We start from the raw sequence: 14773 nt of genomic DNA, 5'->3' as shown, positions 1-14773 counted from the left end.
GGCGCGCTGGACCCAAACATCAAAGCGACGCTCACCTTTGCCACCTGGGACAACGAGGCTATGGATCTGTACGATGAGCTCGACTTGGAGGGGCGTTTTCAGGAGCTGTACCCCAACGTGAACATTGAGATCGAGGAGTTCAAGGACGACGACGAGTATTTCAACCAGATGAAGATTCGCGCGTCTGCTGGTGAGCTGCCGGATCTTATGTATCTTCAGACCCGCTTTTTCCCTGTGTTCAAGGATTATATGGTGGATTTGAGCGACACCAAAGCGGCGGCGAACAACCTGCTTGCCGAGGATGTAAAAGCGGACGGTCGTATCATCGGTATTCCGGAAAAGCTGGCGGGTGACTATGTTTATTATTGGGCCGACGTGTTTGAGGGTGCAGATGTGAGCGTGCCTCATACATGGGAGGAATTTGTAACCGCCTGTGAGACGCTGCAAAACCACTACGGCGCCTCTGACCCTGACTTTATGGCCATAGCCATGGGTGCAAAGGATAGCTGGCCCGTATATCCTTTCATGGAGAATTCCCCGGCCAGCATGTCCGGCAACGGCTTGTATTGGGACTATATGGCCACAGTGGATGAGCCGTTCGCTGAAGGCGAACCCATTCGCGAGGCTTACACGATGGTGTATGATTTGTTCCAGAAGGGCGTGCTGGGCGCCGACCCTCTTGGCCTTGGCTATGACCAGGCACTGAGCCTGTTCCTGAATAAACAGGCAGGTCTGATGATCGACAACTCCATGGGCCTTGCCAAAATTAAGGCCAGCGGTGTGGATTTGACAGAGCTGAAATCGTTCTATCTGCCGTACAGCAAAGAGGACGGTAGCATCAACCGCGTCATTTTGGGCGATTTCTACATGGGCGTTACCAATACCTCTGAAAATCAGGAGCTTGCCAAAGCGTTCCTGGAATTCTATTTCAATGATTTCTATCCCGACTATGTCCAGAAGCTTTCCTGCGAAAGCACCATGTCCACTGCGCCGAAGGAAAAGGACCACTTTATGGCTTATGCCGATGAAGAAGGCGAAACAATCAATCTGGTGAACTACGTAGGCGGCGGCGACGATTACACCGCCATCGTCAACGAGTGCAAGTTCGACTACAACAAGGTGGGCACCTCAATGCTGACCGACGGCTTTGATTTGGAAGCAACCTTCGCCCAGCTCAACGCCGACTGGTCCGCCGCGCGCGAGAAACTGGGGATGAAATAAGCTCCCCGGCAGCGCATCCGTAAGCAGAAAGGCGGCGCACAGCCGCTTTCATCCGGGGCCTTCGGGCCCCGGCCGCTTTTTGCGGGCTTTTGAGCAACCAAAATCGTTCAGGAGGGCAGCTGTATGAAGTCCATCCACAAAAGCCGGAACCGCTTTATTATTTTGTCGCTCGTGGTGCCGGTGATCCTGCTGTTGATATTCGTGGTCTACCCTTCTGTGGATTTGGTGGCCATGAGCTTTACAAGCTGGGACGGCGTTTCGCCGGAGCGGCCGTTCAACGGGATACGCAATTACATCGAAATGTTCACAAAGTCTCCGGACCTGTGGCTTTCCCTGCGCAACAACTTTATCTATTTGGCCGTGCACATGGTGATGATCCCCATCGAGCTTGGAATCGCCGTGATGCTGAACAGCGGCTTTAAGGGCGCAAAGCTGGTAAAGACCATCGCGTTTCTGCCGTTTATCATCAACGGCGTGGGAATGTCCTATGCGTTTTCCTATTTCTTCTCCCCGGTGAACGGCGCGTTCAACCAGATCCTGACGGGGCTGGGGCTTTCCGGCTGGATCTGCAAGTGGCTCAGCGACCCTGCAATTGTCAATTTCGTGCTGGCGGCGGTGTCCGCCTGGCGGTTCAGCGGATACCACATCGTGCTGTTTTCCACGGGCCTGACGTCCATTCCCACCGAGATGATGGAGGCAGCCCGTATCGACGGCGCCAATGCGTGGCACCAGCTCTGGCGCATCCAGCTGCCCAACATTTGGCTGGTGTTCAGCTTCGTGATGTTCGACTGCATCCGCGGCACGCTGCAGTGCTTCGATATCCCGTTCATCATGACGAACGGCGGGCCGGGCTACGCCTCGTCCACCTTTACGCTGTACACCATCGACACCGCGTTCAAGTACAACAGCTTCGGCATGGCCGCCACCATGGCCGTGGCCATCATGGCCATCGTCATTCTGGTGTATGTGTTCCAGAACGTGGTGCTGAAAAAAGTGTTCAACCAGGAGGAGGCGGCGTGATGAACCGGGACAAATGCAAACGCGCGCTGTTCCTGTGCGTGAAATATCTTGTGAGCGCCGCGGTGGTTGCCGTGGTTGTCGGCCCATTGCTGGTCACGCTGTTCACATCGGTGAAAACACAGGCCCAGCTCGCCTCCACCTCACCCATCCTGCCGCCCGCTCCCGGTGCGTGGAACTGGGACAACTATGCCGAGGTGCTGGGCGCGAAGCTGCTGCCCGTGGCAGTGAAAAACACCGCCGTGATTTTGGTGGTGAGTATTTTCTTCAACGTGCTGCTGGGGTCCGTTACAGCTTATTGCCTGCAGCGCTTTGAGTTCCGCTTCCGCAGGCTGGTGATGGGCTGCTTTTACCTGGGCATGCTGGTGCCCACCTTTGTGGTCGAGATCGCCCGCTTCAAGGTCATCCAGAGCATGGGACTGTACAACACGCTGGGCGCGCCCATCATCATCTATGTGGCGTCCGACCTGATGCAGCTGTACCTGTACATGCAGTTCGTCAGCAAGATACCCAAAGCGCTGGATGAGAGCGCGCTCATCGACGGATGCGGCTATTTCCGCATTTTTTACAGCATCATTTTTCCGCTTCTGGCCCCGGCAACGGCCACGGTCGTCATTTTGAAGATCGTCAACATCGTCAACGACATGTACGTGCCGTACCTGTATATGCCGAAAACAAAGCTCAAAACACTGACCACATTTTTGATGAATTACGCGGGTGCGCAGCAGGGCTCCTGGCCCACGCTGGCAGCCGCCATCATCGTAGTACTCATCCCCACCGTAGTGCTGTACCTGATTTTCCACAAGCAGATCACGGAAGGGCTTTCGGCGGGCGCAACAAAGGAATAAACGGAGGTATTAACCATGAGCGAATTTATGTCTTACGATCCCTGGGCGGAGATCACCACCCGCAACGGCTATGCCGGCGACGAAATGGTAGCCATGCTGCAAAAGGCCATCCGCAGGGGTAAGGAAGAGGACGCGCTGCACGCGGCCTATGAAATGTACATCACCAGCCCCCAGTTTGAGGAAAAGCTGTGGCGCCGCCTGCTGTGCATCAGCGTGGAGGATATCGGCTTCGGCAATCCGGATGCCCCCAACCTGGTGTACACGCTGTTCAAAATGCGCCAGGAATTCCCCTACAACGACGGCGACAGGCCCATGTTCTTCGTGCATGCCATCCGTTACCTGTGCCGCCAGAAGAAAGAGCGCTCCAGCGACCATGTGAAAAATCTGCTGAACCACGAGTTTGAAGTGGGGACAAAGTTTGAAGTGCCGGATTACGCGCTGGACATGCATACCCGCCGCGGCCGCGAGATGGGCCGCGACGTGTACCACTTCCTGACGGAGGCCAGCCGCGTGGAGCCCTATTACGAGACCGAGGGCGCGGCGGAGATCTATGAAAAATACAAGGCGCTGCTGGAAAGTGAGGACCAAGGCGAAAAATGCCCCAATGCGTTTGAATTCAACTCCTGGCAGTATTGAGGAAATCCCCGGTTTTGGCATTGCCAAAACCGGGGATCTTTGTTCTGCGGCTCAGTCGATGACTGTGCGGGTGCGGCCGATGCCCACGCTGGCCGCCGTCAGCTTTTTCCAGGTGTTGCAGCCGCAGATGCCGTCCGCCGTCAGGCTTACGGCGCGCTGGAACGCACGCACCGCGTTTTCCGTGCCGCCGCCGAAGATGCCGTCCAGCGGGCGGTTGGTGTAGCCAAGCGCATTGAGGGCATCCTGCAGGATCAGCACATAGGTGCTGCGGCTGCCGCGCCGCACGGTGGGGTAGCCCGCCGTGGTGCCGCTGCACGCGGGAGTACCGTAGCGGCGGTCGAAATGCACCCAGGTCGGCGTCATGGAGATGGGCTCCACATAGCCCCAGGCGCCGGTTGCCACAGCCGCGTTGCGGATGGCCACGCGCTGGGAATACGAAACGTTCTGCCCCACGTCGAAGCTCACGCCCGCGTAGTGCTGGCTGGCCGTTCCGTGGCCGCCTTCCCAGATGCGCTTGAACGCATAGCCGATGTAAATGCCCTTACCGTAACGCCGCCGCGTAAGGTTCCATGCCTCCATGGCGCGCGTCGTCGTCCAAAGCGTAGGGCTGTTGGATGAGCCGCGGAACTCGCGCACGCGCATCGTGTTGCCGTAGGCGTAGGGCATCGGGTCGTTTTCAGACAGGTTATAGGTGAACAGACGGTTAGTGTACTCGTCGTATACGATGACCTTGGCCATGGCCCTATTCCTCCTCCATGATGTAGTAATTGTAAATGGCGTCCCAGGTGGCGCGGTCCACAAGGCCCGTCACAGGCAGGCCGAAGCCCTCCTGGAATTCCTTCACGGCATTGAGCGTAATCTCGTCGAAAATACCGCTTTCGGGCACGAACCAGGCCACGCAGAAGCGGGAGGCGATGCCGTTCATGTAGCGCTGCAGGCGGCGGACGCTTGGCCCGGCGCTGCCGATTGCCAGCACGAAGCCAGGGTATTCACCCTCCGGCAGATCGTTTTCGCCTTCGTCGGAGGCAAGGCTCAGGTAAGTGATGACGAGCGCCGCCCAGGTGGGTTCATCCACAATACCCGTGATGGCGAAGGCGAACTCCCGCTGGAAGCTCTCCACGGCGTCCTTGGTTTCAGGGCCAAATTCGCCGTCAAGCACGGTGATGGGGGAGATGGTGTCGTAGAACGAGCCGATGTAAGCCAGCATGAACTGAACGAACTGCACCATACTGCCGCTCATGCCCTCCTGAAGGTCATAGCCCGGGTATGCAAACACACGGAAGCGGTTCACCGGGCCGTCCACGTTGCGCAGCGTGGAGAACTGGTTGTAAATGCTGTTCCAGGTGGCGGGGCCGACGACGCCGTCCACCGCCAGGCCGAACAGGCGCTGATAGGCCCGCACGGCTTCTGCCGTTGCGGTGCCGTAAATGCCGTCAAAGGCGATGACGGGAATTTCCGTGTAGTAGGCGCTCATCAGGTACAGGTAATACTGCACTTCCTTGACCGCCCGTCCCGTAGAGCCGATACGCAGAGGCGCACCGGGGTAAGTGCCCGGGCGTTCGGTGGGCGCCAGCAGGCCGTTGATGATGCCTGTGTACACCTCGTAGATCTTGTTCCAGGTCAGCTTGCCCACCAGACCGTCCACGGTAAGCCCGTAGAATTGCTGGAAAGCGCGCACAGCACGCTCGGTGGCGGAGCCGAAGATGCCGTCCGCCGTGATGGCCGGGATGGCGCTGTTGGAGTTGGAGATGATGCGCAGATAAAACTGCATTTGCTTGACGTCGTTGCCGCGGCTGCCTACAGCGAGCGTGGTGCCGGGGAACTGGCCCGGAGTATCGACGTTGGGCGGGGCGATATCTGTCTGGATAGAGCTGTATTCGTTGTAGATGCTGTTCCAGGTCGCCTGTCCCACGATGCCGTCCACCGTCAGGCCGAAATGCTGCTGGAAGGCGCGCACGGCCCGGTCCGTGGCCTGGCCGAAGATGCCGTCCACCGTGACGGTGGGAATGGTGTCCACAAATTCGGCCACGGCGTTGAGCCAGAACTGGATCTGTTCCACATCGTCGCCGCGGCTGCCCACACGCAGCAGGGTGCCGGGCCATTGGCCGGCTACAAGGTTGCCGGTGGCGGCCTCGCCTTCGCTGGAAAGCTCCGCAAGCTTTTTGACCGCTACGTAAATATAGCTGATCTTGTACCAGGTATCCCGGCCGACAACCCCGTCTTGGGCAAGGCTGAACTGCTTTTGAAATTTTTTTACCACAGCCTCGGTAGAGGCGCCAAACACGCCGTCCACCTCGAGAGTGCCGAAGAAGGGGTAGTTGCGGGCGATGCGGTTGAGCTGGCGCTGAATGGTGCGCACGGCATTGCCTGTGCTGCCCAGGCGCAGCGGTGTGCCGGGATAGCTTTCGGGAATGGCCTGAATGTTGTTGGTGCGTACGATCTCAATGTTGTTGCCGTAGTAATATTGCAGGATGGACAGCGCGTTGCGTCCCTGATTGGCCAGCGTGACGGTGCCCCATTGCTTCATGCCGGGGCAGGATACGGTTTTGCCGTCGCAGTACTCGGTGTAATAGGGGTCGATGGTACCGATGCGGCGTACGTAGGTGTTGAAGATGTCGTCGGTAATGCGGCTCATCACCTCGAAGATGTTACGGCCATGGACGTAGTACTGGTCGTAGCTGGTGGAGCTGGTGATTTGAAAATTGTAGCCTTTGCTGCGGTACCATTCAGTATATACGCGGTTCAGCGCCAGGCTGATTTGAGCGTGGATGTTGGCCCGCAGGGCCTGCTCCGGCCAGGTGGGACCAACCAAACCCACAAAATTACCGAGCAACTGAATGGGGCAGTTCAAAGAATTTTATCCGCTGGTGTGGTGCTGCTTGCATGGAGGCGCTTAATGCGGCGCAGCCTTTTTTGAAATGAGAGGTACGAAAAGAACAGAAACCTATTAGCAATGATAGTATCCAGAAAGGGACGTTTCCGTTATAATAGGCGTAAAGCCAGATTGAACACTTCCGGCTAAATATAAAAAGGAGGATAGTGCCCTGTTGTGGATACAGAGCAGTTGATGATGAAGAAATCACTTTATGAGGGTGAAACCTGGCTGGGCAAGCCTCCGGAAATTGAAGAAAGCCGGATCGAAAAAACAATGGAAGCGGATGTAGTCGTAGTCGGTGCAGGGCTGGCGGGAGTGGCTGCAGCGCGCGCCGCAGCGGAGTTGGGCAGCACGGTGCTCCTGCTGGAAAAATGTGAGGCTCCACAGGCGCGTTCGGGTGATTTTGCCGTAATGGACAGCCGTGTGGCGGATGTTTGGGGTCGCCGCAACGTGGATAAGGTCCAGATCGTCAACGACCTGATGCGGGATATGGCATATAAGGTGAGCCAGAACATCCTGCGCCGTTGGGCAGAGGAGGCCGGCGAGGCGTTTGATTGGTATCTGGAATGCTATCCCGACATCCCGGTATTGAAAACGACGGCGGAGGTCCCGCCGGAAGGAACAAAGTGTTGGATACAGCCGAGGCGCTGTCCAGCACCGGAGAGCTTTGAGAACGGTACGGAACGCTTTAAGTGCTATCCAACGACCGCCTGGGTTCGGCCGACGCATATCCCGGTGTTCCAGGGGAACGTGCAAATGCTGATGCAGACTGGGCTGGCGCAATGCCTGTTTTCGGCGCCGGTTGTGAAACTGCTGCGGGAGAAAGATGGGCGCGTGCAGGGCGCGGTGGCCCAGGTCGGGCAAGACAGATACATAAAAGCGCTGGCCAGAAAAGGGGTGGTGCTTTCCACAGGGGACTATATGAGCAACGCGGAGATGCTTCGCCGTTTTTGCCCCGGCATGGCCGATACTCCGCAATTATGGCTTGGGAGAGATAAAAACCATAGCCCGAGCAACACGGGCGACGGGCACCGGATGGGCATGTGGATCGGTGCCAAGTTACAGGACAGCCCACACGCCCCCTGCGCCCACCATATGGGAAGCGTTTTCGGGGCGTCCGGGTTTGTGCTGCTGAACACGCGGGGGCTGCGTTTTGTGAATGAGGATGCTCCGGGGCAGCAGATCGGGAGCCAGATCGAGAATCTGCCGGACAAAACAGCTTGGCAATTTGTGGACAGCAACTGGCCGGAGCAGGTGCGGCGGGTGCACCCGAACCATGGCTCAGTCTGTTTTTTCGTGACCGATGAGGAATTGGAGGATGGTACGCTGTACAGCAAGCTCTCTACGATAGACAATTATATTTCGCCTGCACTTGTGGAAAAGGCGGTGGCGAGCGGCAAGCTGCTGCGGGCGGATACACTGGAAGAGCTTGTAGAAAAAACAGGCCTTCCCATGGAGCAGACGCTCGTGTCGCTGGAACGCTACAACATCATGTGCGCAGAGGGAAACGACAGGGATTACGGCAAGCGGGCCATGCGGTTGTTCCCGGTGGAAAAAGGTCCTTTTTATGCCGCCAAGTTCGTTCCTGCCACGATGATCGCAGTAATGGGGGGCCTGGAAAGTGATGAGGAAGCGCGCTGTTACGATGAGGAAGGAAAGGCAATCCCGGGCCTGTACGTTGCGGGAAACGTGCAGGGCAATCGCTTTTCTGTGGACTATCCGCTTACCGTTCCGGGGCTGAGCCATTCGATCGCACTGACCTTTGGACGAATTGCGGGGCGAAACGCAGCGCAGGGATAGAAGAGGATGAAGCGCACCGTAAATTGTTCGGATGTGCAAAAACAGCTGCCGGAGCAGGGAAATAGCCCTTCTCCGGCAGCTGTTTTCATACCGGTATCTGGAAAAACAGAAACCTTGAATAATCATGCTGCGCGCTGTATAATAAATTAACATGCAAATTGCTGTATTGCAATAAAAAAATAGCAAATTTGCTGCAAAGGGGGCGCTGTTTTGCAGACGAAAACAAAACTGCTCAATCGCAGGCGGATCAACCAGAAGCTGGAAAACATTTTTTTGTATCCGCTGTCTATCGTGCATGCGCCCATTGGATATGGAAAGACAACGGCAGTCAGCCAGTTTTTGAACCAGTATGCCGGAACGGCGGATCTTGTGTGGGTCTCCCTGGCAGGAAGCGGCGGGTCGGTGGAATATCTGTGGAACCATCTGGTAGAGAATATTCAGGGGAGCGATTTGCGCCATACGCTGAAAAAAATGGGTTATCCCTATGATGAACTCAAGCGTGCCAATCTGGTGGATCTGCTGATCGACTATGAATATAAACGCCCGGCGGTATTGGTGCTGGATGATTTTCAAGTGATCAATGACCCGGGAGTGTTTGCGCTGATCAAGCTCGTAGTGCAGGAGCATATCAAGAATATGCATATTGTGCTGATCACACGTGATTTGTCAAAATTGGATGCGGCGGGCCTGTACCAGAAACAGCTGTGCTTTACTTTGACGGAAAAATCCCTGAAATTTACCGGAGAGGAGATTCAACGGTATTTCAATATGGCCGGCTGTATGCTGTCTGAAGATGATGTGGAAAAAATATACAGCTACACAGAAGGCTGGGTATCCATGGTGTATGTGCTGCTGAAGGGCGTGCAGCGCGGCCTGCCGGTGGGAAAAAGCGACACGATAAATGACATCATTGAACAGAATCTGTACAATACGCTCAGTGGAAAGGCGCGTGAGACGCTCTGCAGGCTGTCCTTTTTGGAGACCTTTACGATCTCGATGGCGCTTTATGTGCTGGATGACCCGGAGGCGGGATATGTGCTGCAGACGCTGATCAAGCAAAATACCTTTGTTGTATACAATGAGTTTGATAAAAGCTATAAGATACGAAATCTGCTGCAGGAATTTTTTATGCTGCGGGCCAAATTCCTGAATATTGATTTTCAGCCTTTGTACAAACGGGCCGGAGAATGGTATTTGCGCGAGCGGCAGTATGGAAGAGCTTTTGAATATCTGTATCAGGCCGGCGAGATAGAGATGATTCTGGCGGAATTCAACCGTGAGAATACGCCGGACATTCAGTTTACACAATTTCGGCAGCTTTTTCATGTTTTTGATACGCTTACACAGGAGCAGTGTCTTAAATACCCAATTGCATATTTGCAGTATATCCGTATTCGCGCGATGGGCACAGAGCCGGGTGCGCCGGGACGGTGCCGGGACGACCTGGATACAATGGAACGGTATATCCGGGGCTCGTCACTGAACGACGGCTATAAGCGGTTCCTTTTGGGCGAGGTGAATGTAGTTCGTACGTTTGTGGTATATAACGATCTGGAGGCGATGGTACGGTGCAATGAAAAAGCAATGGAGTATTTTTCGGGAGGATGTTCCTGCATCGTAACGCGGCGCAAAGAATTCACGTTCGGTTCTCCGCATCTTCTCTATGGATATTACAAAGAAAAGGGCAGACTGCAGCACACAGCAGAATATCTTGCGCAGCACAGCGAAAGCCTGACGGCCCCCATTGATGGCTGCGGCATGGGGTGCGATTCTGTCGCACTGGCGGAATACACTCTGGAGACGGGGGACTTCGACCATGTGGAGCTGCATGCATATAAAGCGATGTACAAAGCCAAGGCGGCAAAGCAGACGTGTCTGATGATTTGCGCCAAATTTGCGCTGGCACGGCTGGAGATTCTGTGCAGTACCAGTGAGAGGGACCCGCAGATGATGGAATCTCTTCGGGAAGAGGTACTGAAGGAGAACAACCCGGTCCTCAATTCGACGTTTGCGCTGTGCGACGGATATGTGAATGCCTGCCTGGGACGCGGTGGTGAGATTGCGGAATGGATACGCAGCGGCGATTTGAGCGGAGCCAGCTTTCTGCGCCAAGGAATGCCGTTTTATCATACCGTACATGCGAAAGCTGTGATGCTGAGCGGCGATGCGATCCGGCTTGAAGCGGTGTGCGAGATGGCGCTGCGCGAGTTTGCGCCGTATCAAAATCAATTGGGGCTTCTGCACAATGCTGTTTATATGGCTGTGGCGCAAAAACAGCTGCATGGAGAAGAAGCCGGGTGCGCCGCGTTGTGCCGTGCATTGGAAATTGGGCAGGCGGACGGGATCGTGTTGCCGTTCGCTGAAAATGCTGTGTATATTTTGGACATGCTGGAAAAAATTTCAGACCAGAATGTTTTTGAAGCCGCTTACATGAACCGCGTTCTTTTCTGTGCGCAGGAATATCAAAAGCGTGTGGAACGCCTGAACTTCAGCAAAGTTGTGCTTACTGCAAGGGAAAAAGAGATCCTCGGCCTGCTGGAACGGGGCTGCAAGCATGAAGAGATCGGCGAAAGGCTGTTTATTTCAGTGACAACGGTGCGCTATCATATTAAAAACATTTATCAAAAACTGGAAGTGAACAACAAAGTTCTGGCGATAAAAAAGGCGCAGGAGCTGAAGCTGCTGTAAGTTTTATGCTGTTGCGCTCAGATCAATTTGGCTCCCCATATGCACAAGAGCGCTGTGAACCCCATTCACAGCGCTCTTATTTTGCGCGCAGAAAAAAAGACCGCCCTATCAATAAGGGGGGGAGTGAAAAAACAATGAGGGGAAATGCCCCGGCAATACTATTATTAATGATAGTGCCGCTGAAAGGCCCGAACGGCTATAATGGAAGCAGTGAAAGCAAAATGTACTTTTTTTGTGCAGTATCAGAAAGAAAAATATATAAAATATCCATAAGAAAAGCCTTGTGGAACAGAAAACGGTGCAGCATTGGATTTTATTGCGTATGCAATAGAAAATAAAAATGAGGTGAAAAGGATGAAAAAGATGAAACGGATTTTAAGTCTTGTGCTCGTGCTGGTCATGGCGGCAGGCCTTGCCGCCTGCGGCGGTGGAGGTACGTCCGGTGCAGGTTCCAGTACACCGGCAGAACCGGCCGGCAGCCAGGGGAGCGGTGAAGGGTATGAGCTGACCATGTGGCTGTTCCAGGACTGGACTGTAGGTACAGCGGCAGAGATATTCAACACATGGGCGGATGAATACATTGCCCAGCATCCGGAGGTGAAAAGCATCACCTTTGTTGGAAAACCGGACACAGAGATCGTATCCGGGTTTATGGCGGGAGGCTCTCTGCCGGACATGTTTGCCATCCAGTTCCTGAACGGCAAGCGCATTGTGGAGAGCGCGAATATCCTGAACCTTCAGCCTTATTACGACGCGGCGCCCGAAGAATACAAAAACGCCCTGAATGCCGACGCCATGAAGGATTTGATGACGAATCCGGAAGGAACCTGTTGGGGGCTGCCGTTCACTGCAAACTGTCAGCTTTTATACCGCAATCTGACTGTTTTGGAGGCCTGCGGCGTTGATACGTCCAAGCGTCCTGAAACACTGGATGAATTGCTGGAACAGTTTGCGGCCGTGCAGGAAAATGGTTATGATGTTTTGCCCAACCTGACGGCCAGCGATTGGGTAACGAGCGCGTTTGTATGCGGCAACCCGGACCTGAAGGTCGGTTGGGAGAATGGAGAAACGACGATCACGGCTGAGGCGTTGGAGCCCGGATACGAGCTGCTGAAGGAAGTTGGACAGTACTCTGCGGCTTATACGTTCCTGGACCAGGCAGCCACGGATGCGTTTACGTCTGATAAGCTGGCCTTTACTGTGCACGGCCCGTTCCTGAACCCCAACCTGGAAGCTGCCGCACAGGAAAACAGCAATTTCAAATACGACGCTATCCCGATGCCTTCTCAGGTGGCAGGAGGCCCGTACAGTGCTTCCTACGGCAACGAATGGCTGGGAGTTGTAGACAGCGGAGACCAGGGACGCAACGATGCGGCGGCCGGGTTCCTGATGTACATCACCGATACCGAGCAGATGAAGACGTTCTGCCGCGAGATGGGACGCCCTGTTATGAACAATGACGCGATGGACGAAATTGCGAACGATCCGGAGTCGCCGTGGTTGTTGAGCGTATGCAACGAGATCGTGAACAATTGCGTGAACCAGGCGGTCCCGTTCCGCTGCGACATGATGTGGGAGACAGGCTGTGCCGATTCCATGTTCGGGCTTTGGGATGGAAGCCTCACGGATGCAAAGGCGGCTGCCGAGGACTCCATTGCAATGATCAATGAAAATGCATAAACCGACTGCGTAAGCTGTGTGGGTGTGCGGCCCGGCCGCACACCCACGGTTATGGCCAGCCCGCGAGAGGCTTCTGGCGGGTTGGCCATAGCCCCGCGCCATTCGGGCGGGGCCTGGGAAGAATCAGGTGAAAAGGAGAGAGCGCCATGGCAAATACAGCCGCAAAACGTGTTACGGGGCAGGGTCGTGGGAAAACCAGAGGCAGAGCTTTCTGGCGCAAGTACGGAAAGCACTATCTGGGGCTTGCGCCGTTTGTTGTCTTTTTCGGCGTTTTTATTTTGTGGCCGATGCTTTATGGGCTGGTGATGAGCTTTTTTGATTGGTCTACCAGAACAAATGCGGAAATTTCTTTTGTCGGACTTGAGAACTTTAAAACCGTGCTCAGCGAAGGAACGCAGCAGGGAAAACGCTTTTTGACTTCACTGAAAAACCTGTCGCTTTTCGTGGTGCTGGTGGTGCCGTTGAACCTTATTTTTGCCACGGTCATTTCTCTGGTGATCAATCAGTTCCGCGGGCGCATGCACAATTTCCTGCGCGGCGCGTTTTTTATGCCGTATGTTGCACCGTTCTTTCTGGCTACGGGCGTTTGGCTGTGGCTGATGAGTGCGGACACCGGGCTGGTGGCGGTGCTTCTGGGTAAAATGGGAATTGGCGAAGGCGTTACCTGGCGCCTGACGCCGGGGTATTTTACGGCGCTTCTGATTATCATTGACCTCTGGCGCGCCATCGGTTTCAACATGATCATCTTGACCGCCGGCATGAAAAATATTCCTAACGATCTGTACGAAGCGTCAACAATCGATGGTGCGAGTACATTCCAGCAGTGGATCCATATCACCATCCCAATGCTGGAGCCGGTGCTGTTTTTTGTGGTTGTGAATTGCTTCATCGGGGCGATCCAGACCTATGACATCCCGTGGGTGCTTTCCAACTCCAGCGCCGTGGGCGTGATCGGCGGCAAGAATGCGTTTGCCAGCTATCCGGTCATGGAGATCGTGGGCAACGTATATTCGGGCAAAGCGGGCAATTTGGGACGTGCATGTGCAGAAGGCTTTGTGCTGATGCTTATTATTTTCGCCATTACGCTGCTCCAGATTGTTTACCGCAATTGTAAGAACAAGGACAATTGAAGGGGGCGGTATTATGATGAAGCAAACTTCTCCGGCGGCAAAGATATTCAGCTGGATATTTGCACTTTTCTGGCTGGTCGTGTGCCTGCTGCCCTTTACGCAGCTGATCAGCGTGACATTTTCGACTGCGGACAGAGGGATCGTTTCTACATTTTATCCCAATTCGCTGTCCAGCGGCATCGAAAACATCAAACAGGCATTGCTGCAAACCAATATGTCACCGTCAACTCTCCAGACGCTTATCTATGTGAGCGTGACCATCGTCGGCATGCTGATCGTGTCCTCTCTGGCGGCGTATGAGCTGGCGTGCTTTAAATTTCCGGGGCGTGATGTGATCTTTATGCTTATTTTGTCGAGCATGATGCTTCCGATGATCACTTACATCATCCCCCTTTACCGATTTGTGTATAACCTGGGTTGGAGCGATACATTGATCGGCCTCGCAATTCCGTCCATTCCGTCCGCATTTGCGGTATTCATCATCAGACAGTTTCTGGAGAGCATGCCGCATGAACTGATAGAAGCCGGCGAGATAGACGGCGCAGGGCATTTGAAAATATTTCTGCGTGTGGTATTGCCGCTGATGGCCACGCCGCTGCTGACGGTGACGGTCATACAGTTTATGCAGGTGTGGGGTTCCTTTTTGTGGCCGACATTGGTGGCGGGAACCAAATGGAAGCCCGTCAGCGTTTTGGTGGCCGGTCTTCTGGGGGATGGTTCCTGGATTGAAGGCCGCGTAAAAATCGCTGCGATGCTGCTCAGCGGCATTCCGCCGGTAGCCGTATATCTTTTGTTCCAAAAATATATTGTTGAAGGCATCGCTACATCAGGCCTGAAGGGATGAGCCGCTGCCGGAAGACTTTGAAAAGGAGAAATGA

At 54.7% G+C, this 14773-nt stretch carries 11 protein-coding genes; 9 read left to right on the top strand and 2 right to left on the bottom strand.

Translation table 11 applies throughout. The annotated features are described in order from the left end of the window. The 4 genes from IIY41_RS07900 to IIY41_RS07885 all read left to right on the top strand — a co-directional run. Positions 1 to 1221, top strand: a 1221-nt coding sequence (locus IIY41_RS07900) for an ABC transporter substrate-binding protein (protein ID WP_287400277.1), incomplete at its 5' end; no start/stop codon positions are given. Positions 1222 to 1344: 123 nt separating this feature from the next. After that, positions 1345 to 2241 carry a carbohydrate ABC transporter permease gene (locus IIY41_RS07895; RefSeq protein WP_009324746.1) on the top strand — a complete coding sequence of 299 codons (897 nt, stop codon included), beginning with the start codon at positions 1345 to 1347 and terminating at the stop codon, positions 2239 to 2241. Beyond that, positions 2241 to 3086: a carbohydrate ABC transporter permease gene (locus tag IIY41_RS07890; protein WP_055081208.1), complete on the top strand. Its 846-nt coding sequence runs from the start codon at positions 2241 to 2243 to the stop codon at positions 3084 to 3086. The genes IIY41_RS07895 and IIY41_RS07890 overlap by 1 nt, the downstream gene beginning before the upstream one ends. Before the next feature lie 15 nt (positions 3087 to 3101). Then, entirely contained in the window at positions 3102 to 3722 is a 621-nt protein-coding gene (locus IIY41_RS07885) for an AAA family ATPase (RefSeq protein WP_009324744.1), read from the top strand. 51 nt (positions 3723 to 3773) lie between these two features. Here the strand turns inward: IIY41_RS07885 and IIY41_RS07880 are convergent, their stop codons facing one another. Next, positions 3774 to 4460, bottom strand: a complete 687-nt coding sequence (locus tag IIY41_RS07880; protein WP_009324743.1) for a peptidoglycan-binding domain-containing protein — start codon at positions 4458 to 4460, stop codon at positions 3774 to 3776. Positions 4461 to 4464: 4 nt separating this feature from the next. Continuing rightward, positions 4465 to 6573, bottom strand: coding sequence for a peptidoglycan-binding domain-containing protein (locus IIY41_RS07875; RefSeq protein ID WP_009324742.1), 2109 nt, complete (start codon positions 6571 to 6573; stop codon positions 4465 to 4467). A 198-nt stretch (positions 6574 to 6771) separates the two neighbouring features. On the opposite strand from IIY41_RS07875, the gene IIY41_RS07870 reads away from it, so the two are divergent. The 5 genes from IIY41_RS07870 (at position 6772) to IIY41_RS07850 (ending at position 14739) form a co-directional block, all read left to right on the top strand. Then, positions 6772 to 8397 (top strand): FAD-dependent oxidoreductase, encoded by a 1626-nt coding sequence (locus tag IIY41_RS07870; RefSeq protein WP_287400272.1) that lies wholly within the window; start codon positions 6772 to 6774, stop codon positions 8395 to 8397. Positions 8398 to 8607: 210 nt separating this feature from the next. Next, positions 8608 to 11085, top strand: coding sequence for a LuxR C-terminal-related transcriptional regulator (locus IIY41_RS07865; RefSeq protein WP_082670676.1), 2478 nt, complete (start codon positions 8608 to 8610; stop codon positions 11083 to 11085). Between the two features lie 354 nt (positions 11086 to 11439). After that, positions 11440 to 12765 carry an extracellular solute-binding protein gene (locus IIY41_RS07860; protein ID WP_155200783.1) on the top strand — a complete coding sequence of 442 codons (1326 nt, stop codon included), beginning with the start codon at positions 11440 to 11442 and terminating at the stop codon, positions 12763 to 12765. 146 nt (positions 12766 to 12911) lie between these two features. Continuing rightward, positions 12912 to 13895, top strand: coding sequence for a carbohydrate ABC transporter permease (locus tag IIY41_RS07855; RefSeq protein WP_058722876.1), 984 nt, complete (start codon positions 12912 to 12914; stop codon positions 13893 to 13895). Positions 13896 to 13908: 13 nt separating this feature from the next. Continuing rightward, positions 13909 to 14739, top strand: coding sequence for a carbohydrate ABC transporter permease (locus IIY41_RS07850; RefSeq protein ID WP_009324736.1), 831 nt, complete (start codon positions 13909 to 13911; stop codon positions 14737 to 14739). Positions 14740 to 14773: the final 34 nt, after the last annotated feature.

This window comes from Ruthenibacterium sp. (assembly GCF_017421385.1).
Taxonomy (GTDB): Bacteria; Bacillota; Clostridia; order Oscillospirales; family Ruminococcaceae; genus Ruthenibacterium; species Ruthenibacterium lactatiformans.
Note: the sequence above shows the minus strand (reverse complement) of the source record. Positions and strands in the feature narration are given on the sequence as shown.